The organism is Ruegeria sp. AM1 (assembly GCF_056540745.1).
In genome coordinates, this window is sequence record NZ_JBQFXH010000004.1 from 95,401 (window position 1) to 117,096 (window position 21,696).

The following is a 21,696-nucleotide window of genomic DNA, read 5'->3' on the forward strand; positions in this document are numbered from 1 at the left end:
TATAGGGGCCCAAGGCCATAGCGGACGAGAATGATGCGATTTTGGAGAACGGAATGATCAGGAAAGCCTGGCGTAAGTGGCGATCCGGCTATGTCGGCCGTTTGGTAGGTGACAGCATTCGCGGCCAGGGGTGGCTATACGGTGTTGCAATGATTGCGATGACCGTCGTTGCCGCGACCACGGCCGGTACCGCATGGATGATGGAAAACATTGTCGATGCCATGACGACGCCCGAGATGCGTTCTCAGGTTCATTTGATCGCATTGGCTGTGGTCGGGCTGTTTCTGACCAAGGCGTTGGCGTCATACATTCAATCTGTCTTTCTGGCACGCGCAGGGAACCGCATCATCGCGGTTCAGCAAGAGAACGTGTACCGTAAGCTGCTGCGGCGCGGCGTCGATTTTTACTCCAAGGTCGAGTCCTCGGAACTTTTGATGCGCGTCACTTATGGAGCGCAGGCAGCGCGTACGCTGGTTGATGTGATCGTCACCAGTTTTGTGCGCGATGCGTTGACGCTGGTTGGCCTGGTTTTTGTCATGGTCTACCAGCAGCCTGTATTGTCAGTGCTGTTTTTTGTTGTTGGCCCGGTTGCGTTGTTGGGTGTGCGCTACTTGTTAAAAAGCGTCCGAAAGATCATGCAATCCAATCTCAAGTCGCTGGCCGAAATCATTCGTGTGCTGCAGGAAACGTCCGGCGGCATCAAGGTGATCAAAGTCTTTGCTCTGGAAGGGCATATGATCGACCGCATGGATGACGCCATTCGGGCGGTTGAAAAGCGCTCGAACGACATTGCGAAACTGCAATCGATCGCCAGCCCGCTGATGGAGTTTCTGGCCGGTCTTGCAGTGGCAGGTGTACTGGTTATCAGCACCATGGGGATTGCAGGTTCAGAACCGCCGACAGCAGGGCAACTGATGTCCTTTATCACTGCGCTTTTGATGGCATATGAGCCTGCAAAACGTTTGTCGCGTATGCGTGTTGTTATCGAAACCTCGCTGGTGCCGATCGGCATGATGTTCGAGCTTCTTGATGAAGATGATGCCATGCGCGAAAGTGCCGAACCAAAAGAGCTCCGCTCGGGATCGGGTGAAATCCGGATGCGCAACGTAACCTTTGGTTATCAGGGTTCGCTGCCGGTCATCAAGGGACTAGATCTGACGTTTGAGGCAGGGAAAACCACAGCGTTGGTGGGGCAGTCCGGTGGCGGAAAATCGACGATTTTTGGTTTGATCATGCGGTTTTACGACCCCGATGAGGGGAGTGTCGAAATCGACGGCCAAGATTTGCTTGATGTGAGCTTTGCGTCATTGCGTCGCAAAATTTCTTATGTTGGTCAGGACACGTTTTTGTTCTCGACCAATGTGATGGAAAACCTGCGTTTTGCGCGACCAGACGCCACTGATGAAGAAGTTATGGCCGCTGCGCGCGCTGCGCATGCGCATGATTTCATTAGTGAGCTCCCTGAGGGATATGGCACCCAAGTGGGTGAGAACGGCGCATTCCTATCTGGAGGGCAAAAACAACGGCTGGCGATTGCGCGCGCAATTTTGCGCGACGCTGAGATCTTGCTTTTGGACGAGGCGACCAGTGCGCTGGACGCCGAATCTGAAGCCCTTGTGAAGCAGGCGTTGGATCAACTGACTGAAAATGTGACGACAATCGTCATCGCGCACCGTCTGTCGACAATCCTTGAGGCGGACAGGATCATGGTCGTGCAGGACGGCGAAGTTGTCGAGCAGGGCAATCTGGACGAGTTGATGGAACAAAACGGCAGCTTCCGCCGCCTGTTTGATCAACAGTTCAAAACTCCGGCGGCCAAGTGACAGGCTGGGCGCCTGCCACATCCGCGCGTGTGATCACACGCCGCTGATCGCGCTGCGCCTTTGGCTCAGTTTGTGAATAAGCATCCGGGCCTCGGGTGGGGGCCTGCTCTCGATGCGATGATAGTTGGTACCATCCCGGTCGCGGCAAAGCAGGCCACATGAAATCAAGCTGCGTCGCAGTGTTGCGACATCACCAAACCGGTGGGCTGGCCCCAGAAATGCATTGATTTCAACTTCCGACATCATGCGATTGGCAGGAAGGGCCGCCCAGATTGCCCAGAGCGCAAGCGTCTGCACCGCGCGTTTGGACGGCCATTGCCGCAACCGCCCTGCGTCATCAAACTGACGCAGCGCACGTTCAAGCAGGCGATGGTCTGCGGGAGGCTCGCTGATTTGATCAGCCAACCGCCGTTTGGCTGCATCCGCGGCCCGCATATGCTGGACATTCTGAAAGCCAGCCGCGCGGGCAAGCATGTTCATCAATTTCAGGTGTGACGGGCTGCTATGGCCGAGTTGTCGGGCCAGACTGCGCGTGAACCCGGACAGGTCACGCGCGTATAGTTCAACAGGGTTTTGTGTCATGAACGCATCCACATGGGGCGCTGGTTGGTGTTGTCGGTCGCTGACTTAACAACGTCGCGCCATCGTTGATGGTACACCGTTTGATACAGGCAGTTTTAGCTTTCCCAAAGCAGGAACAGCGACGCCTAGGGGACTGCCGACCTGGGCCCTTTCTATGTCACGTCAGGCATCACTGCCAAGAAGAAAACCGGTGTTAAAACAAAGTTGCGTGCCTATGCAGTGTTCTTACTCGCGAAGGGCCTGGTTCTTGATCTTCAAAACCGGTTGGATCAGATAATCCAGTACCGTTTTCCGCCCGGAGAGAATGTCAACTTCGGCAACCATGCCCGGAATAATTTCGACCGCCAGGCCAGCTGAATCCAGCATCCTGCCATCTGTTCGAATTTCGACAACGAACACGTCCTCATCGTTTCGCTCAGAGCGGGTAATCGTATCTGCGCCGATGCGAATTATTTCGCCACTCAACCCGCCATACCTGGCAAAGTCATAGGCGGTTATCTTGACCTTAACCCGCTGTCCGGCATGCAGGAAAGCGATGTCCTCGGGGCGCACATAGGCGTCGACCAGCAAGGTGTCGTCCAACGGCACGATCTCGACCAGTTCCTCGCCGCTGCGCGCCAAACCGCCCAGCGTCGTGCGATGCAGGCGGTTGACGATCCCTTTGACGGGTGCCCGAACCTGCGCGCGCGCTGCACGATCCTGCAACGCGGGCAGGGCGGGTTTGAGCGCGGCAAGCTCGGCTGTCACCAGGGCAAGATCGGTCAGGGCAGCGCTTCGAAACCGGCTGCGGGCGGCGGCGATCTTGTCATCCATTTCGGCCAGACCGGTTTTTAGCCGGCTGGTGACCGCCTCGGCCCTGACCTTGCGCCCTTTCCATTCTGCCTCGCTTCGGCGCAGCGCCAGCAGTGTTGTTGCCGGTTCCATGCGACGCTCGACCAGCGGCGCCATCATGTCACGTTCTTCTGCCAGAACCTTAAGCGTTTCTTCGGCGGTGATCTGATCAACCAGACCCTCCTCATATTCGCGCTGACGTTGTTGCCGCTGGCGTTCCAGTATCGCGATCTCGGCCCTCAGTTCGGCCTGCCGACCCTGATACAAAGCCGTTTCAGAACGCACGACCTCGGTCGCCTCGTCCATCAAGACGCGCTCGAAATACAGCTCGGCCCCATCGATTTCAGCCTGCAGCCGCTGTGCACGGGCCATAAGGCCATAGGCGCGTTGCTGTTCCTGACTGAGCGCGCTGTCCAGCTCGGTTGCGTCGAGCTCCATCAACAATGTGCCCTTGTCCACGATCTGACCCTCGCGGACGTGCAGAGCCAGCAATATGCCGGACTCGGTTGCTTCGATGACCTGAACATCGCCAGAAGGCACGATGCGCCCATCTGCTCGGACAACGTCATCGATTTCGGTGAAGTAGGCCCAGAGTGCGGCAGTGATCAGACACAAGAGAATAACTATGAGCAGCAGTGATCCCCGCAACGGTGAGCCGCCGCGCATCTCTTTGGCGAGCGTGTCCAGATCAGGATGCCGCGACATTGAGATGCCTCCCGGTCTTGCGGACATGCTGCGTCAAAAGGCTCTTTGGTCCGTCCGCGCCAACCTTGCCGTCCTCGATCACGATGACCCGATCCACCAGCTCCAGCAGGCTGGTGCGATGGGTGACAAGGATCATGGTCGAGGACCGGGTAGCGTCCTGCAGGCGGGCGATAACATCGGCTTCGCATTTGACATCCATCGCGCTGGTGGGCTCATCAAACAGCAGAACCGGTGGTTCTCCGATCAATGCGCGCGCCAAAGCGATGGCCTGACGTTGCCCGCCGGAAAGCCCTTCGCCACGCTCCGCCAGCCTCAGATCGTAGCCGTGCGGGTGTTGTGCAATGAAGTCTTCGACCCCGGCGATACGACCCGCGCGCAGCAAATCTTCATCGCGTGCCTGAACGGTGCCGCTGACGATGTTTTCGCGTACTGTTCCTGAAAACAGCCAGATATCCTGCAGGACGGATCCGATGTTTCGTCGCAGATCGCCGGGATCAATCTGGCGGATATCCAGCCCATCCACCATCACCGACCCGACCCGAGGCTGATACAGCCCCAAAAGCAGCCGTGCAACCGTGCTTTTACCCGATCCGATCTGTCCGAGAATTGCCACCTTTTCCCCGGGGTTGATTGTGAAACTTACGCCTTTCAACGCGTCTTCCTGTTGGTCGGGATAGGCGAAATGGACATTGTTGAACGATATACGACCGTCGAAATCCGGACGACTGATCCAGTTTCGGCCATCGGGGCGTTCGCTGTCCGCCTGCATCAGTGCGCTTAGGCTGCGATAGGCGCTGCGCGCCTGATTGACACGGGTCAGGGTCTGCGCAAGTTGACCAAGAGGGGCAAGCGCCCGTCCGGTCAGCATCACGGACGCGACCAACGCCCCCATGCTGGCCGCCCCTTCGGTGATCAGGAATACACCATAGAAAACGATCAGCACCTGGGCGGCCTGCTGCGCAAATCCTGTCAGATTGAGCGCAAGTTGCGTGATCGCGCGACTGCGCAGACCATGCTCTGACTGGAGAGCCATGGCCGCTTCCCAACGGTTGCGCATTTGGCGCCCGGCAGATGTTGTTTTGATGGTCTCCAGGCCGCTGACTGCTTCGACCAGAACCGATTGTTTGGATTGGCCGTCCGCAAAGCTCTGCTCTGCAAGGCGCGAGAGAAACGGCTGAACGGCCAGTCCGGTAATCAGCACAATCGGAACCGCCAGCGCGGGGATAAACGCAAGCGGACCGCCGACCATGTAGATGGTGAAAATAAACAGGCCGATAAAAGGCAAGTCGACGATCGCGACCAGAGTGGCGGATGTGAAGAACTCTCTGAGGGTTTCGAACTCCCTGACCGTGCTTGCCATCGCGCCGGTTGAACCTGTCCGTGATCTCATCTGGATATTCAGCAACTGATCGAATATTCGGCGGCCCATCAGTTTGTCGGCGTGTTGCCCCGCGCGATCGATAAATCCCGCGCGCAATATCTTAAGAATAAAGTCGAAAACTAGCGCCAGGCCCACTCCGGTGGTCAGTGCGATCAGCGATTCTGTTGCCTCGTTTGGCAAAACCCGGTCATAAACGATCATGATGAAGACCGAGGTGGACAGCCCAAGAAGATTGGCAAGTGCAGCCGCCAGCCCAACCTGCATGTAGGACCAGCGATTGGCAGCCAGGGCCGACCAGAACCAATGCCCTGTAGGTTGGGAGCCGCCCGGTGTGATTTCCTTGCTGTGCTCCCGGCGGAACAATATGGCATAGCCGGTGTAAACCGGGTCGAGATTGCGCTCTGATATCTCGCCTATATTTTCATCCAGATCGGGATCAAATATCAGCAGGTCGCCGGTGTCGGTGCGACCGCGATAAACGACGGCTCTGTCATCTTCCAACAGCAGGATCGCCGGGGCCAGGCTTGGGTCAAAGGCCTTCAGGCTGCGTTGGCCAAAACCTGCCTGCATACCGGCCTGATGTGCAACATTGATCGCATCCCGCACTGTGAGAGCGCCCAGCGGCCCGGTATGAGCGGCCTGCAGCATCGCCGTTGTCAAAGGTCGCTCCAGCGAGCTGCCGACATGTATTAGGCAGGTTTCCAGTGGGGATGACGCGGTCATAATGACCCGTCCCAGGCCGGCAACGAGACGCCCAACAGATTCACGATGTCGCCCGTCAGGCTAAGCGCGGCATAGTTGGTCAGGAAAAAGCTCTGCTCGGCCAGAATTAGACGTTCCTGCGCGTTTACATAGTCGCGTTGCGCATCAAGTATTTCGATCAGACTGCTGCGCCCGATGGTGAATTGCTCGCGTGTGGCGGTCACCGTTTCGGCGTTGGCGCGGGCGGCAATTCGGGCTGCGCGCAAACGTTCAGCCCCCGCCTTTTGGTCTGAGCGGATAAAATCCAGTTCACGTTGAATTTCCCGGATCAGAGCTTCGCGGGCATATTCTGCGCCCTCCAGCTGAGCCGCGGCAGCAGCAATCGACGCGCGGCGTTGTCCGGTGCTGTCGATCTCATAGTTGAATGACAGATCGACACCGAAATTGGCATCTCGATTTTCGTCCTGATCCGCAAAAGCGGAGACACGAATGTCAGGCTGCCGCCGTGCAAGCGCCGCGGCATGTTCGGCCCTCGCCGCCGCCAGTGCCGCGTCAGCGCGGCGAACCTGTGGGCTGTCCATGACAATCTGGAGGTCACTGCGTTCTAATGCGGGCGCTGGCACCGGTGGTGAGAGCTGACCCGGCGCGGTGCCGAAGACTTCGCGAAACCGGGCGGCGGCCCGATCCGCGCGCGCCTTGGCATCTGCAAAGCGGGTCCGCGCATCGGCCACGCGCGAGCGCGCCGTCAGGAGGTCAGCGTTTGAGCCGGCGCCGCTGGTTGTTCGGTCTGCGATCTGCTGTTCCAGTGCCTCATGCGTTGCTACATTTCGCCGGGAAATCTCCAGAACCTCGCGACGGTCAAGCACCAAAACATAGGTCTCGATCGCGGCCAGTGCTGTTGCTGAGGCTGTCTGCAGCTGATCTCCGCGGCCTTCCAGAACCCGCGCCCGTGCTGCCGCAAGATCACCAGCTGCGGCCCCACCATCATAGACTAACTGCGACACGCGAAGATAGGGCGTCACATCCGCGATATCAGAATCTATCCGCTCGGACCGGGCATTCACGCCCAACGAAACCTTTGGCAGGAAGGCACCCTTTGCCGCATCGCGGTTGGCTTGTGCGCCGGACATCCGCGTGTTGCTTTGCGCCAGATTTGGACTGGTCTGCACGGCCTGACGCACCCGCTGCCCGAACGTGCTGTTGATCAGTCGAGCAGATGGTTTTGCAGCCCCGGCACCAGTGGATCCCTGCGCAAAGGACATTTCAAGCGGCGCGAGATCAGGCGCCGGTTCGCAAGCCGCACACAGCACTGCGAGGCACAGCGCGCCGACAAGACCGAGAGGCGTGCTAGCGGAGCGCATATGTGCTCTCCGACTGATGGGCGTTCGCCATGGCGTTCAGGAAGCCGGTCACCCTGGTATTTGTGGCGGATTCACGTTGTGATGATTGGCCGTACCGCCGCTGCTGAGCGTTGGCCAACCAGGCGCAGTGCGACAGTGAGACCTGATGGGCATGGATCAGGCGCAGTGCCTGGCTGTTCATCAACAGCACCCCATGCGATTGCGAGAGGGCCTCAACCCGTTCCTGGTCAAGCGCCAGAAGGTCTGGCGGCAGACTGACGCCCTCATACTGATTTATTGTTTTGAACAGACCCATCTTCTCTATGATGCCACAGATGCCTTGGGTCGCTGTCGCCGCATTCAGGCGGTTCTGAAAGAATGTGCGAACGGCGCACAGATCGGGTGTCAGCCTTCCCTTATCTGTAAAAAACATCTCGTCCTCTGTGTTGTCCGTGACGAGGCCCGACGCCTCGTCTACAAGCAGATGAAACCTTTCGGCTGTGTTCGAGGATGCGTCCGGCAACGCCTGCGCCTGAAACGGAAAACAGCGCAAGGCCGAGGGGACATAGCTGGCGCGCCAGTGACCTTGTTCCGAAACAAAGGGTGTCGGTGCGCCGCTCAAAGACAAGAGGGCGACCGGTTCAATCCTGCTTTCGGATCGGCGAAACAAGATTGGAAATGCGGCCGCAATCTGTTGAGCTTCTGTAATCACAATGGGGCATTGATGACTGCCTCGTGCGAATTCATAAGATGTGAAACGCCGCCAATACCGGTTGTGATGTCGGTCGAAGCTGACTGGAAACAGGCCGTTCTGTGCCATATAACCCCCGAGGTTGAGTGTGCGGCACCCGCTGTAAAGGTGTCGCCCTTGGTGAAAGTTCTTGTTTGTCAGGCTGTTGCCCCGGTGGGGTCGCTGAGCAGAATGTTGTCGTTGCTTAGGCCGCTTAGATCTGCCAACCCATCGAAATGCGCGAGTGTTTCAACGCTTGCGGTGCCGGGGGCTGAATAGTCGACCTTAACCAGAACGCTGTCCGCGCCGTCTGTGGCAAGCACGTATATTTCGTCTCCTGCCTGCGTGCCGGACAGGCTCTCAACAGCGGCTGTAATTGTCGCCGCGCCGAGGTCTGACAACGTGCTTGTCAGTCCAACAAAGCCGGTTTCGGCCCCAATCACGCTGCCAGTGGTCAGAATTTCCACGTCAGTCCCGTTGCCACGTAGCGTTGCAACGTCCAGGCCGCTGAACATCAATGCATCCGTCACATTGCTCGCTGGTCCGATCGTAAACCCGGTGATGGTATCGGTGCCGTTCGAAGTGACGTCGGTTTCGAAGATAACGATATCGCGGCCCGCCCCTGTCAGATCAATCGTGTCGTTTCCATCCCCGCCGCGGATAATGTCGTCGATGCCGCTGGCGGTGAGAGTGTCGGCGTTTTCGGTGCCCAATTGAAAGCTTACAGGCCCGCCATCCGGCGTGGTGATCGTCAGCTCGATAGGTTTTGTTGGATCCACGACGGTCATGGTAAAGGTCATCACCGGTGCCGAGACATCGCTGTAACTGGTGGCAGCGCCTGCAATGCTGACGGCAGCACTGCCGTTCGGGTTGACGAGAAACAGGTCAAAGTCGTCATTTTCGGTTGCTGAGCCGCTGTCGAAAACGGCGACCGTTGGATCAAAGCCCAGATCTGCGGTGATCGCGAAGCCGCTTGAGACATCGACATCCGAGTCGACATGGATCTCGAACGTAACGGTAGAGCCGCTGCTCCCCGCTTCGGTGATGACGTACACAGCCGGAACATGCGCGACTGCCTGATCACTGCCGGGAAGAGGATCAGGGCCCCCTGATACGGTTGCGCTTGCGGCAAAGTTCAGGTCGTCGCCGGCTTCGATGCCAGAGAAATCAGAGGCCGGAACGGTCAGGCTCCAGGTGCCGTCAGCGCCGACGGTTGCTGTCCCTACCGATACACTGTTGAGGGTCACGTTTACAACCTGTCCGTTACTGAGCCCTGCTGACGTGCCCGAAACAGCAACCCCCGTGCTCTGAGCATCGGCCAAGGAAACCGAGTTGTTCGAGCCGACGCTGTTGATTTCAAGGAGCGGGCGAAAATCGGTGGTGAAGGATGTTGTCACGTCAGAGACGGGATTGCCTGCGGCGTCTGTGGTTGAAGCCGTAACCGTAAAGGTCCCGCCATCCCCAAGCGCGTTCAAATCCGACGCGGGCACCGTGAGCCCCCAAACCCCACCGCTTGCAGTGGCCGTGTATGTTTCTCCCCCCAGGCTGAGCGTGATGGTTTGGCCGTCTTCGGCTGTTGTCGTGCCGGAGATACTGAGATCGACGTCCCGCTCGACGACGTCCAGAACCGACCCAACCGACAGCGGGTCGACCGAAATTGTCGGCGCTGAAAAGTCGGTGTCGAATGAGGTTGTCGCGCTTGCTGCGTTTCCGGCCGCGTCTGAGACCGCGGCATTCACGTCATAGCTTGTCGCGTCTTGCAGGCCTGACAATTGAGACGGCGTTGCGGTGAATGTCCAGGCCCCATTGGTGACCGTTGCAGTTCCGCTGATATCGACCGTGCCGTCCCCCCGGACAATTTCGACCGATACGACCGTACCGTTGGCCGCGTCAGAAGTTCCTGATACGGTCAGATTTGTCCCTTGTTCAGCTGCGTTCATGACTGCCCCGTCGGACAGCGTGGAAATGGTCAGTGTCGGTGCTGTGAAGTCGGTATCGAAACTACCCGATGCCTGCGGTGCCGGGTTGCCTGCAGCGTCCGAGACATCTGCTGTGACTGCAATCGTTGAGCCATCGGCCAAAGCGCTGAGATCAGCTGCGGGGACGGTCACGCTCCAGGCGCCGCCTGATGCAGTCCCTGTGTAGCTGTCGCCATTCAGCGAGACCGTTATGGTTTGCCCATCTTCTGCAGATGTCGACCCGGAGATGATGAGATCAGAGCCCTGTTCCAGGCTGTTCATGACAGCGCCATCCGAATAGCTATCGATGCTCAAAGAAGGCGCAGAAAAGTCGGTGGTCAGTCCGGTACTGGCTTGCGGGGCAGGCAGCCCGTCGGCGTCGGAAACATCCGCAGTCACGGTGAACGAGCCGCCATCTGCCAAAGCTCCCAGATCGCCCGAGGGTACCGTTACACTCCAGCTGCCGCCGGAAACGGTACCGCTATAGGTTTGGCCATCAAGCGAGACGGTGACCGTCTGACCGTCAGGAACATTCGCGGTGCTGCCTCCGAACACCAGATCCGATCCGGATTCGGCAAGGTTAAGAGAGGTTCCGACCACCAACGGCGAAATAGCGATCGACGGACCGGTTAGGTCAACCGGGACTGAGACGGCGACGGGCGTGGCAGGATTTCCTGCCGCGTCATTCACCGTCACACTGACCGAGGCAGGGATCCCTGTGGCAAGCCCGGCGAGATCGGCGACGGGTATTGTCACACTCCAGCCTCCGGCCGAGGCCGTGCCGCTGTAGATCTGCCCGTCAAACGCTACGGTGACCGTCTGTCCGTCCTCGGCAGTGGTGGTCCCGGTAAGCGTAAGGTCGCTGCTGGCGTCGACCAGTTCAATGGACCCTCCGGCAACCGGGTTTAGTGTCACCAGCGGGGCCGTAAAATCAGTGTCGAAGCTGCTGCTTGCCTGCGCCGCCGGATTGCCTGCCGCATCGGCCACATCCGCCGTTACCACAACTGTTGCGTCATCTGACAGCGCGCTCAGATCGGCCGCTGGGATGGACACGCTCCACGCTCCGTTGGCGACAGGTGCCGTATAACTCTGGCCGTTGATCTCTAAGGTGACCGTCTGGCCGTTTTCGGCGTCTGTCGTGCCAGTGACGACGAGGTCGGTGCCCTGTTCCTGAGCGTTCATGACTGCCCCATCCGAGAAACCGGTGATGGCCAGCGTCGGCGGAACTGTGTCGATGACAAAAGTCACGGAGTCCGTAGAGAGCGGATTTCCGTCAGCATCCAGATGCGTGATTGTAATCTCCGAGGCACCTTGCGGCAGGCCTGCGATTTCAGACGGGCTTAGGGACACACTCCAGCTGCCATCGCTTGCAGGTGTTGCCGTCAGAGGCTCGGAGCCGATCATTACCTCGACCGAAGCTGTCCCGTCTGGTGCGATCAGATCAGTGCTGTCGCTGCTGAGACCAGTCCCCTGGAGTTCAGCCAGATTGAGGCTGGGCAGCGCAGGGGCAGGAGGGGGGAGAACGACGTTCGAACCGCTGTCTTCCGGGGCGTCGTCACCGCCGCCGCCAGCACCTGCGGCGGCTGCACCGGCAAGGCCGATACCCCCAAGAACAGCACCGGCTCCACCCAACCCGCCGGCAGCAGCTCCGCCTGCCTCGGCAGCGACGCTGAACTGGGCAATCTCTGCCACGACCCCTTCGGCGATCATGATGGCACCACCCTCAAGCACCTGAACGTTTTCAGCCGGAACAACAAGCGACCGACCATCGACCATTTTCAGCAGGACATCCCCGTTTTGCAGAAGCTTGGCCGACCGCACGCCAGGGATGGTTTCAACGAACTGAAAGGCATAAAGCTCCTCGATGGTGGCCTGCGCCAGAGCGGGGAGCGCAAGCAATGAGGACCCCAGCCCACCGACCAGGCCCCGCCCAGTCCATTGTCTGAGTTTGCGGTCGAACCACTTGCGCATGTGACGTTTACGCCCGCCCTGATGCAGAGTCTCCGTGGTCGAAACGTCATTCGAAACGGGGTCTTTCATAGTCATGCCCTCACATTTATTGCCGCATACCCAGGCCAGGGTTCGGTGCGTGCCGGTACCTGTTCATCAGTCTTGCCAATTGGTGTCTCATGCGACCGGCCCAGAAAAATTGATTTAAACTCGAACCGAAATCCTCGTTCTCACCACATTCCTGCTCTGGTTTCGGGCTGGGCATCTAATCATCCTGTGGTCACTGCCAGGGGTGGCACGGGGTGAGTTGTTGTGATGCTTCAGTTCGAAAATGTGGTGGCAACGGGGAAACCGGCGCTTGATTCAGGTATCGGCGATACGGCTTTAAAAACGTTTAACGGGGAAACGTATCTCTACAGCACGACCGGCCCGGGTGGCGGGATTGCGGTTTGGCAGCTCATCGATGGCGGTGCGCCTGTGTGGCAGGATGAGCAGTATTTTAGCGGGTCCATCAGTTTTGAGGTTGGTGATATCGGGGTGCCGCTGACACTGGGCGACACCGATCTGCTGGCGCTGGATGTCGATACCGCCGTTGGCCTGGTTGGCTATGTCCTGAACGGGGACGGGACCGTTGGGGCCTTGCAGGAAACCGGCACACTTGTGGGTGGCGGAGACATCTCGGCGCTGGTTCAGGTGTCAACGGGCGCTGCGGATTTGCTGACAGTCGCCCATGAAGATACCGGTCAGATCGCAACCTATCATATCGCCGCTTACGGGTCCCTGACCGTCGCAGGTACCATTGCAGGGACAGCTGATTCTCTGCAGATATTGCAGGTGGGGGCGCAACACTATTGCGTTGCCACTGACGCGGTGACCAAAATGATCGTCACCTATTCAATCGATCAGAGTTCGGGAGAGCTGACGGCGGTCGACAACGGTGATTCTCTCGCGACGCTGGGGATCAATGCGCCCACCGCGGTTGAGGTTGTGCAGGCTTATGGTCAGCCATGGGTGGTGGTTGCCGGCGCGGGCAGCAACTCGATCAGCGTGATGCAGATGGGGGTTGATGGCAGCCTGACGCCCAAAGATCATGTGTTGGATACGCTCGGCACACGGTTCGAGTCAGTGCAGGATTTGCAGGTTGTCACCGTCGATGGGCGGGTGTTTGTGGTTGCCGGTGGCGGTGATGATGGGATCACGCTGTTCACGATGACGCCCGACGGTCAACTTATCTATCTCGATAGTTTTGCCGATACATTGAGCACCGGTTTGCAGAACGTGCAGACGCTGGAAGTGGCACATATCGGCAATGATCTGCAGATTTTCGCAGCCGCGCAAGAGGACGCGGGCCTGACCCAGATCTCGGTCTCGTTGGACGATCTGGGCGTAGTGCATCAGGGCTTTGGAACAGTCGCGGGGACCGCAGGCGACGACATGCTCAGCGGTGGCATTCTGGCGTCGGATCTGACGGCAGGCGCAGGTGATGACATCTTGATCGCGGGGATCGGGGCCACGACGATGACCGGCGGAGCGGGCGCGGATATCTTTGTCGTGCGGTTTGGCAGCGAGCCGACGACGATTACGGATTTTCAGGTCGGTATAGACCGGCTCGATATGTTCGATTACCCGCTTTTACGCAATCCGGGACAGCTGAGTTTCACGTCAACCGCAGAAGGCGCCATTGTTGGGTTCAACAGTGAGACGGTGATCATTCACTCTGCCGCTGGCGGTCCGCTGACCAGTGCAGACGTGTTTGGGGCAGGATTTGTTGGCCCCGATCATATCCCGGTTGATTTTGGTGACTTTGGTGCGCTGCCTCCAACTGGTTCACCCGGTATCTTAGGTCCTGTTCAGATTAACTCGGAAACCGAGAATGCCGGGCTGGCTGATGCAGAAATCCGCTTCACACCAACCGGTGGCGGAACGGTTGCGGTAGATGCGGATTCTGATGGCGCGTTCGATTTGGATTTGCCGGATGGCACATTCGCAGGTGAACTGGACATCATCAAAACATACTCAACCGCCAGTGGTGAAATCACGGCGCTGGATGCTTTGCAGGTGCTACGCCTGTCAGTTGGCCTGGACCCGACATGGGGGCCTGCCGCACCGGAGAACCTGATCGCTGCGGATTTGAACCAGGACGGAAGGGTCAATGCGCTTGATGCGCTTGCGATCCTTCAGGTTGCGGTTGGCCTGCCCACACCACACACCCCGGAATGGGTTTTTCTTGACCCCGATGCCGATCTGTCCGGCATCACCAATACCAACGTGAACTACGAGACGGGCATCGCCGTCACCGCGGTTGATGGCGTGATAACCACCGAAATGACATCCATTCTTCTGGGCAACCTCGAGGCGGTCTGACGCGCTGAGTTATTCCCTGAAAGCCCTGTTGAAATAGTCCGCCATCGGTTTCACCAGATAGGACAGGGGGGTGCGTTCATCCGTTTTTATCATCGCCTCAACCGGCATGCCCGGCAGCAAAATCTGACCATTCAGCCGCTCAATCTGTCCCTCATCCGGTATCACCTCGGCCCGGTAAAAGCTGAAACCTGAATTTTCATCGGTGAAAGTATCTGCTGATACGTTGATGACCCGGCCATCAATTTCAGGCGTCTCACGCTGGTTGAACGCAGGGAACCGCAGCGCAACAGGCTGTCCCAAATGCAGTTGATCGACATGTATCGCATCAACACGTGTGGCGACCAACAAAGGTGTATCCTGCGGAACGACATACATCATTGGTTCGGCTGGTTGTATCACGGACTGCACCGCAAAGACCTGACTGCCATAAACGGTTCCGGCAACGGGCGCGCGGATGTCAAGGCGCGACAAGCGTTCGGTCAGCGACAGCCTGCGTTCCGCCAGCTCCACGACTTGTGCCAGCACATCGCGGAGCTCGGTTATCGCTTCTTCACGTCGTGTCGCGGCAAGCTCGACAGCCTGAATCTCGTTTGCCGCGATTTGCCCTCGCAGCCGGGCAACCGTCGCAGTGAGCTGACCAATCTGGCCCGTCAGGCCTGCTTCTTCGCGCTGCAGCGCAGACACCCGGCTGGCTTGTGTCAGACCACGTTCCAGCAGGCTTTGCTGATCTTCCAGCTCGTCCGCAATCAGCTCGAGTTGCCGGCGCAATGAGACAAGCTGCGCCTGCGTGCCTTCGATTTCGCTTTCGATCTGGACGCGTTGTTTGCCAAGCTGTTCGGTCTGTTGTTCCTGCGTATTCAGGCGCGCCGCGAACAGACGCTCTTGTCCCGAGAGCAGTTCGGTATCAATCGCCTCTTGCGCGTGTAAATCCTGCATCCGCTGAGCCAGAACTTCAGCGGTCACACCATCCCGCTCGGCTTCAAGCCGGGTTTTACGCGCCAGCAGTTCAAAAAGCTGCGCCTCAACGATTGTTTTCTCAGAGGCCAGAAACGTGTCGTCCAGCCGCAACAGCAATTCTCCGCTGGTGACAGCATCACCATCGCGGACGAAAATTTCACCGACAACACCGCCGTCGGGGTGTTGAACCACCTGACGGTTGCTCTGAACCTCGATCACGCCCTGTGAAACGATCGCGCCCGCCAGACGTGTTTTGATGCTCCAGATGCCGATGCCGCCCACCAGGATGATAAGCGCCATAAAGCCAACAATGGCGGGAACGGTAATATGCCAGATCGGGCGCTTCTCCTGATCGTTCATTGTTCACTGACCTTTTTGAGCTGTCGCTTAATCGGGCCCGCATTCTGCACCATGGCGCTTAGTACTTCATCCCGGCTGCCGGATTTGACAATCTGCCCGTTTTCGACGACTGCAAGATTATCACATTCAGAAATCGCCTGCGGTCTATGGGTCATGATGATCGCAGATTTCCCGTTGGCTTTCAGATCGCGAATGGCTGTGTTCAACGCTTCGGTCCCTTCGGCATCAAGGGCCGAGTTGGGTTCGTCCAGAATCAGCAGGATCGGATCGCCATACAGGGCGCGTGCCAGACCGATTCTTTGTTTCTGCCCGCCGGATAGCTGACTGTCGTTCCCTTCCAGAAAGGTATCATAACCCTTTTCAAGGCTCAGAATAAGCTCATGCGCTTTTGCCTTTTTCGCGGCTGCAACAACGGCTTCAGCGTTGGGGTTTTGCGATAAGCGGGCGATGTTTTCCGCGACTGTCCCGTTGAATAAGGTCACCTGTTGCGGCAGGTATCCGATGTGGCGGCCCAGATCATTCGGATCGTATTGATCAAGCGTCGCCCCTCCAAGTCGGATTTCACCTCCGACAGGCTGCCACAACCCTAGTAGAGCTTTTGCTAGCGTCGTCTTGCCTGATCCGCTTTTTCCGATCACGCCCAGGGCTTTGCCCGGGTCCAGTTTCAGAGAGGCGTTGCGCAACGTTGGCGCAGTAGCACCCGGTGGGAGAATGGTGAGACCTTTGGCGACCAATCGAGCCTCGGGGGTTGGCAGCTTTGTCCGCGTCATCTCGGGTGGTGAATTGTCGAGGAAATGGTTCAGCGAGACCCACGCGGCGCGTGCCCTTTCGATGGTTGACCATTGTCCGACGGCCATTTCGATCGGGGCCAGAGCCCGACCCAACAGGATCGATCCGGCGATCATCGCGCCGGCTGTCATCTCGTTTTGCAGTACAAGCCAGGCCCCCAGAGCAAGCATTGCGGACTGCAGAAACAGGCGCAGTGATTTCGTCAGCGAAGTAAAGCTACCGGTCCAGTCACTTGCAGCAATGGTCTGAGCCAAAGCCTTGTTTCGTTGGCTGAGCCAGCGCCGGGTGACGTCGTCCTGCATGCCTTGCGAACGCACCACTTCAGCGGCCTGACGGGCATGTTCCGAAAATGACTTGGCGCGAGCCGAAGCCGCCTTAGCATCCGACACTTTTCGGCGGGTCAGCGTCTGATTGAGGATGGCAATCACGACCAGAAGTGTTCCCCCGCCAACGGCGAGCCATCCCAGCAATGGGTGAAACAGGAAAATCGCAGCCAGAAAGAGCGGCGTCCACGGGATATCCATCACCGCCAGAAGAATGGGTGACGAACATAGAACCTGAATCGATTCCAGGTCACGCAGGGCAGTTGCGGGAGCCGAGCGTTCCTTTGGCGAAAGCGCCCGAATCAGCGTTGCTGCAAAGACCCTTTCATCCAGTGCGGACTGAAAGCGTGCACCGAACCGAGCGACGATCCGACCTCGTGCAAAATCCAGCATCGCCATCAGCCCATAGAGCAGTGTCACGAGCAAAAACAGCGCGGTCAGCGTTTCAACAGCGCGTGAGCTTAAGACCCGGTCATAGACCTGGAGCATGAACAAGGGGCCTGTCAGCATCAGTAGATTTACGAAAATGCTGAACAAGAAAGCCAAGGCGAGGTAGTTAGTGCCTTGATTGCGCACTTTTCGCAACTCGTTGCGCGGGAGGGACGAGATGCGGTTGGTCAAGTTCACGATGTGCTGCCCTTATTCTTCATAGAAGGTCCCTTGTCAGGCAATGTCATTCAAGCCCGTCTGACCCTATGGCATAGCCACCCAAAATTGCCAAACCAAGGCGATTTATGGTGCATAAGTGGGCACTGATCTGCTCATGATAGAGCTGGCAACCGCTCAGGCAGTTGCCAGCCAATATGGAGCTTTGGTTTCCGTGCTTTACTTGAACACGTCGACCAGATCAGAAACGCTGACGCCTTCTTTGATCTCTTTGAGTCGGGCGAAAATGATCGCGACGGCAATACTGAGCAGACCATAAGAGATTGCGTTGACCACGGCTTCGAAGACCAGCCAGGGCAGAGAAACGCCAACTGCGAGGAAGTCACCCGAGAAGATGCCGGTGATAAAGGCTGCCGCTGCTGCAAAGAGCATGATGCAAAGGGTGATGAGGATAATTGTCCCGACAATCGGCCAGCGATAGCCCTTGGTCAGCTCAGCACTGCGGCGCATCGCGCCGAACCCGGCGCCCTCGATGACGATGGCGGGTACGATGACCGAGTAAACCGCATAGACCCACAGGCCGGGGATCACCAGCAGCATTGCGCCGATGACATACAGCAGAGAGGTCACAAAAGACAGAACCGCAATTGCCGGCAGGTTTTTGATCGCGGCAGAGAAGTATTTGCCGATCTGCATCGGGCGACCCAGTTTGGCGTCATATGACAGCTGAACCAGTGTTGCCGTGATGACTGCCATCATGATCAGGCTCACCACGAAGGTAATCCCAAATCCAAAGGCCATGCTGCCAAAGTCGACATTTCCGCCCGGCTCAAAACTTGCGGAGGTCTGATCCACCATAGCGTTGTTCAAGAACACATCGACAAGCGCGGGGATAAATCCCAGGAGGGCGACTGCGGGAAGTTTTTTGAACAGGATCGAAAACGAGTCCCCGATCACCGATCCAACCCCAAAGGGTATATGCGTTCCTGTATGTACTGCATCCGTCATTGCGGTGTTCCTTATCAATTTACTAGAGTATCTGACCGCGATTAAAAACCTTTGAGGGCACTCATCTGCAAGAGGAATCGACCTGAACGCATTCGCGCACGTGCAAATTTACAACAAAAAAAATCACTCGGACTCCTGCTTGGTGCCGTGATATTTGTCCTGTCTTTTGTCTCCAAAAAGCTGGCGTTGCTCAAGATACCGGCGCTGTGCTGTATAAAACGCCTCAAGAAACGCCTGACGCTCTTCGGGCGGAACGGCGTCTGCGTATTCGATTTTACGTCTAATCTGTTCGACGACAGCCTCAAGCGTTGCATTATGACGTATCGCGTCTGTTGCTCCCTTTGCGCGGCCGCTTGCGCGCAAGAACCCCTCGAGCGTCTGCAATTCGAACGCGCCGTAGTGCTCCAGATGGTGTGTCAGGAAGCGGAACTGCTCTTGTTGCGCGGCACCCGGGCGGATTGTGCGGGACATATCCTTAAGAAGGACAGGCTTGGGCTGGTGGATAACGTAGGTTCCCGCGATGATGTCGCCCAAGCGCCTGCGCCGCTTGTTCAGCAACGGGACCGCCAGAACGCCGATAATCCACAAAGATGAAAGGATCGATGGCACAAGCCTGTCGGCATTCAGCGTCAACAGCAGGGTGCCGGGCAAAAAGACCTCGGCCTCTTTCATCAGATTGCGCACCACGAGCGATTGGGTGGTCAACGCTCGCCCGTCGGCGGATACCACTTTGATCTTCATCAGGCGCTTGCCGAGGGTCTGACCGTTCCAGATCAGTTCTGACATCGCATAGTAGGGAATTCGGATAAAGAAAAACAACATCATCGCAATGGCAATGGTGGTTTCGGGTGTTGTCAGATTCAGGGCAAGCACCAGCAGAAAAAAGGCAATCGCCGCGATCCCGGTGATCAGGATATCGCTGAGCTGCGCCGATATGCGAACGCCAACGCCCGCGATGCGAAAGTGCAAAGGCACCCCTTCGGGTGGCAGCAATTGGTCCAGCGCGCGTACGCTCATGACCGTGCCCTCCCGCCCATTGCGAACCAAAGCAGCCACAAGCCGCCAATGATCCAGCCGACGGCGATGCGTGTGCTTTGATCCTGAACCAATTGACGTCCGAACCCTTCAAGCAGCGCCGCTGCGACCAGCATCAATGCTGCCACCAGCGCCAGCTTAACGGCATCATGCCCCGCCGCCCTCAGCGCATCGGCGCGCGTTTGGTTGCCCGGGAACAACACAGCAAGGCCCAGTTTCAACCCGCCCGCACAGGCAATGCAAATCGCAGAAAGCTCGGTCACGCCATGGATCGAAAGCCAGCCGAATATGTCCCAGCCAAGGCCCCGGTCCACGTGCAGCGCATAAAAGACGCCCAATATCAGACCGTTATAAAAGACCAACATGATGGATGGCGCACACAAAAAGGCACCCAGCCCGAAGACAAAAATCGCAACGCGGGTGTTGTGGGAAAACAGGAAGGTCGCAAATGCGCCCAGACCGGCGCCATCCTCTTCGCCATATATCTGCGCGTGCAGGTAATCCGTGCTGGCATCCGGACCGCGCCCGCCGGCCAGCTCTGGCGACATGAAGACATAATACCATTCGGGGTTTTCAAAGTAGAAGAAGTATCCTGCCACGGCACCCGCCACCATGCACAGATATCCAAGAACGATGACCTTCCACGAGGATCTAATCGCCTCGGGCCCGCCGCGGGTCAGGAACCTGCGCAGAATACCACCCAGGCGCTGCTGTGGAGCATAGACGCTGAGATAGGCGCGGCTTGTCAGCGCCTCAAGGTAATCAAGCAGGCCGCGATCCAGCGAGATTTCACGCGCAATCGAAAGCGATGTTGTCGCCTGTCGATAGAGGTCGGCCAGATCCCGCGCTTCCTGAAAGCTCATGCGATGCATGCCCTGGTTTTCGGCTTTGTCGACCAGTTTTGACAGCCTCTTCCAGTCGTTTTCGCGTTCCTGCCTGAACCGGGCTGATCGGATCAGATTTGCGTCTGACATCAGATCATCTCCCGCGCTTTGATTTCCAGATAGGTCGAAATCAACTGGGCCGAGATATGCCCGGGTTCCGCATCAATGATAGTAACGCCCAGCTGATGCAAGCGCTCCAGCACAAGGCGGCGTTCATGCAGGAGCTGACCCGTCGAGACGGTTTCTGCGACGCCATCCATATCTGATGGCGTGACCTTAACCCGTTCTTCCAGCATCGGATCGCGCAGTGCGACGAATACGATCAGATGCCGCTTGGCCAGAACGCCTACATTTTCTACCATCAGTTCGGCGGATGTCGTATCCACAAAATCCGAGAATACGATGATCAGGCTGCGTTTCGGCGTGCGCTGGTTCAACTCGGTCATGGCCAGCGTATGGTTTGTCTCGCGGCTTTCATAGCTCAGTTCAGCCGTCCGACTGCGCAGACGCGCAAAAGCCGCGCGTCCGGGTTCCGGCGGCAGAAACATTCGCGGTTCGGCGTCATAGGCATAAAGGCCAACCAGATCACCGCCGATTGCGGCGGCCCAGGCGGTGGCCAATGCGGCGGTGATGGCATGGTCGATCTTGGGCAGACCGGCGATCTTTTCACGCATCTGGTACCCGTTATCCAGCGCGATGATGACGTGGTGATTGCGTTCGGCCCTGACTTCTTTGGCGACGAGCGACCGGTGCCGGGCGGACCGCTTCCAGTCGATCGAATTGGCATCCATGCCGGGGACAAAGTCGCGCAGTTGGTGAAATTCGGTGCCTTCGCCGATGGCCCGGTTTTCTTTGACCCCGAACAATCGGGACTGAACAGTGGTCGATATTTCGCCCGACTGGACCCGCCGAATGTTGGGGACGACCGACACCTCCAATCCAAAGGCGATGCGCGGCACATATTCAAACAGTGTCAGGCGTGACGGCCAGAACAGCCACAAATGGGACATCACCCAATGCCCCCGCCTGACCGCGCGGCCTTGAATGACGGCTTTGCCACCGTGCAGGTCGAAATCCGAAGGGCCTTCCAGACCTTCGGGCCAGCTCAGCTGTCCCCGCATTTTCGCGGCGCCGGGCACGATATCCAGAGTGATATCAAAGGTTTCACCCACGAACACCTCTCCGACCGGTTCGACCGTGATCGACCGACGCCGTGGCCAGGACAACAGCAGATCGCAGGCTGCGATTGCCCCCAGCAGCACCCAAGGCACAACAGCGACGCTGCGCGTTGCCTCGCCCAGGACCACCGCCGCAAGGGACAGGCCAAGGGCGATACAAGCCGCGATCAGAAGTTTTGGTGACGGACGG

General features: G+C 58.0%; 14 protein-coding genes. 2 read left to right on the top strand and 12 right to left on the bottom strand.

All coding sequences use genetic code 11. The features are described 5' to 3' along the window. Positions 1–53: 53 nt before the first annotated feature. The gene (locus ACR0I7_RS12120) at positions 54–1,823 is read left to right on the top strand and encodes an ABC transporter ATP-binding protein (protein ID WP_480511339.1); all 1,770 of its coding nucleotides are present in this window, start codon (positions 54–56) and stop codon (positions 1,821–1,823) included. 33 nt (positions 1,824–1,856) lie between these two features. Here the strand turns inward: ACR0I7_RS12120 and ACR0I7_RS12125 are convergent, their stop codons facing one another. The 6 genes from ACR0I7_RS12125 to ACR0I7_RS12150 form a co-directional block, all read right to left on the bottom strand. After that, positions 1,857–2,405 carry a DUF2087 domain-containing protein gene (locus ACR0I7_RS12125; RefSeq protein WP_480511341.1) on the bottom strand — a complete coding sequence of 183 codons (549 nt, stop codon included), beginning with the start codon at positions 2,403–2,405 and terminating at the stop codon, positions 1,857–1,859. A gap of 225 nt (positions 2,406–2,630) precedes the next feature. Then, positions 2,631–3,941, bottom strand: a complete 1,311-nt coding sequence (locus tag ACR0I7_RS12130; RefSeq protein ID WP_480511343.1) for an HlyD family type I secretion periplasmic adaptor subunit — start codon at positions 3,939–3,941, stop codon at positions 2,631–2,633. Further along, positions 3,925–6,045 carry a type I secretion system permease/ATPase gene (locus ACR0I7_RS12135; protein ID WP_480511345.1) on the bottom strand — a complete coding sequence of 707 codons (2,121 nt, stop codon included), beginning with the start codon at positions 6,043–6,045 and terminating at the stop codon, positions 3,925–3,927. Before ACR0I7_RS12135 ends, ACR0I7_RS12130 begins: the two co-directional genes overlap by 17 nt. Next, on the bottom strand, positions 6,042–7,385 hold the full coding sequence (locus tag ACR0I7_RS12140; RefSeq protein WP_480511347.1) for a TolC family protein: 1,344 nt from the start codon (positions 7,383–7,385) through the stop codon (positions 6,042–6,044). The genes ACR0I7_RS12135 and ACR0I7_RS12140 overlap by 4 nt, the downstream gene beginning before the upstream one ends. Beyond that, positions 7,372–8,184, bottom strand: coding sequence for a SapC family protein (locus tag ACR0I7_RS12145; protein WP_480511349.1), 813 nt, complete (start codon positions 8,182–8,184; stop codon positions 7,372–7,374). The genes ACR0I7_RS12140 and ACR0I7_RS12145 overlap by 14 nt, the downstream gene beginning before the upstream one ends. 68 nt (positions 8,185–8,252) lie before the next feature. Beyond that, positions 8,253–12,092 carry a beta strand repeat-containing protein gene (locus ACR0I7_RS12150; RefSeq protein WP_480511351.1) on the bottom strand — a complete coding sequence of 1,280 codons (3,840 nt, stop codon included), beginning with the start codon at positions 12,090–12,092 and terminating at the stop codon, positions 8,253–8,255. Between the two features lie 225 nt (positions 12,093–12,317). Here ACR0I7_RS12150 and ACR0I7_RS12155 point away from each other — a divergent pair, with 225 nt between their 5' ends. After that, on the top strand, positions 12,318–14,366 hold the full coding sequence (locus ACR0I7_RS12155; RefSeq protein ID WP_480511353.1) for a dockerin type I domain-containing protein: 2,049 nt from the start codon (positions 12,318–12,320) through the stop codon (positions 14,364–14,366). A gap of 9 nt (positions 14,367–14,375) precedes the next feature. On the opposite strand, the gene ACR0I7_RS12160 is transcribed toward ACR0I7_RS12155, so the two are convergent. The 6 genes from ACR0I7_RS12160 to ACR0I7_RS12185 all read right to left on the bottom strand — a co-directional run bounded on the left by ACR0I7_RS12160 (position 14,376) and on the right by ACR0I7_RS12185 (position 21,635). Continuing rightward, entirely contained in the window at positions 14,376–15,683 is a 1,308-nt protein-coding gene (locus tag ACR0I7_RS12160) for an HlyD family type I secretion periplasmic adaptor subunit (RefSeq protein ID WP_480511354.1), read from the bottom strand. Continuing rightward, a complete protein-coding gene (locus tag ACR0I7_RS12165) occupies positions 15,680–17,380 on the bottom strand; it encodes a type I secretion system permease/ATPase (RefSeq protein ID WP_480511501.1) in 1,701 nt (566 codons plus the stop codon). Before ACR0I7_RS12165 ends, ACR0I7_RS12160 begins: the two co-directional genes overlap by 4 nt. Positions 17,381–17,620: 240 nt before the next feature. Then, positions 17,621–18,409, bottom strand: a complete 789-nt coding sequence (locus ACR0I7_RS12170) for a hypothetical protein (RefSeq protein ID WP_480511356.1) — start codon at positions 18,407–18,409, stop codon at positions 17,621–17,623. Between the two features lie 123 nt (positions 18,410–18,532). Then, positions 18,533–19,426 carry an RDD family protein gene (locus ACR0I7_RS12175; protein WP_480511358.1) on the bottom strand — a complete coding sequence of 298 codons (894 nt, stop codon included), beginning with the start codon at positions 19,424–19,426 and terminating at the stop codon, positions 18,533–18,535. Continuing rightward, the gene (locus ACR0I7_RS12180) at positions 19,423–20,418 is read right to left on the bottom strand and encodes a stage II sporulation protein M (RefSeq protein ID WP_480511360.1); all 996 of its coding nucleotides are present in this window, start codon (positions 20,416–20,418) and stop codon (positions 19,423–19,425) included. Before ACR0I7_RS12180 ends, ACR0I7_RS12175 begins: the two co-directional genes overlap by 4 nt. Then, a complete protein-coding gene (locus ACR0I7_RS12185) occupies positions 20,418–21,635 on the bottom strand; it encodes a DUF58 domain-containing protein (protein ID WP_480511361.1) in 1,218 nt (405 codons plus the stop codon). Before ACR0I7_RS12185 ends, ACR0I7_RS12180 begins: the two co-directional genes overlap by 1 nt. Positions 21,636–21,696 lie beyond the last annotated feature (61 nt).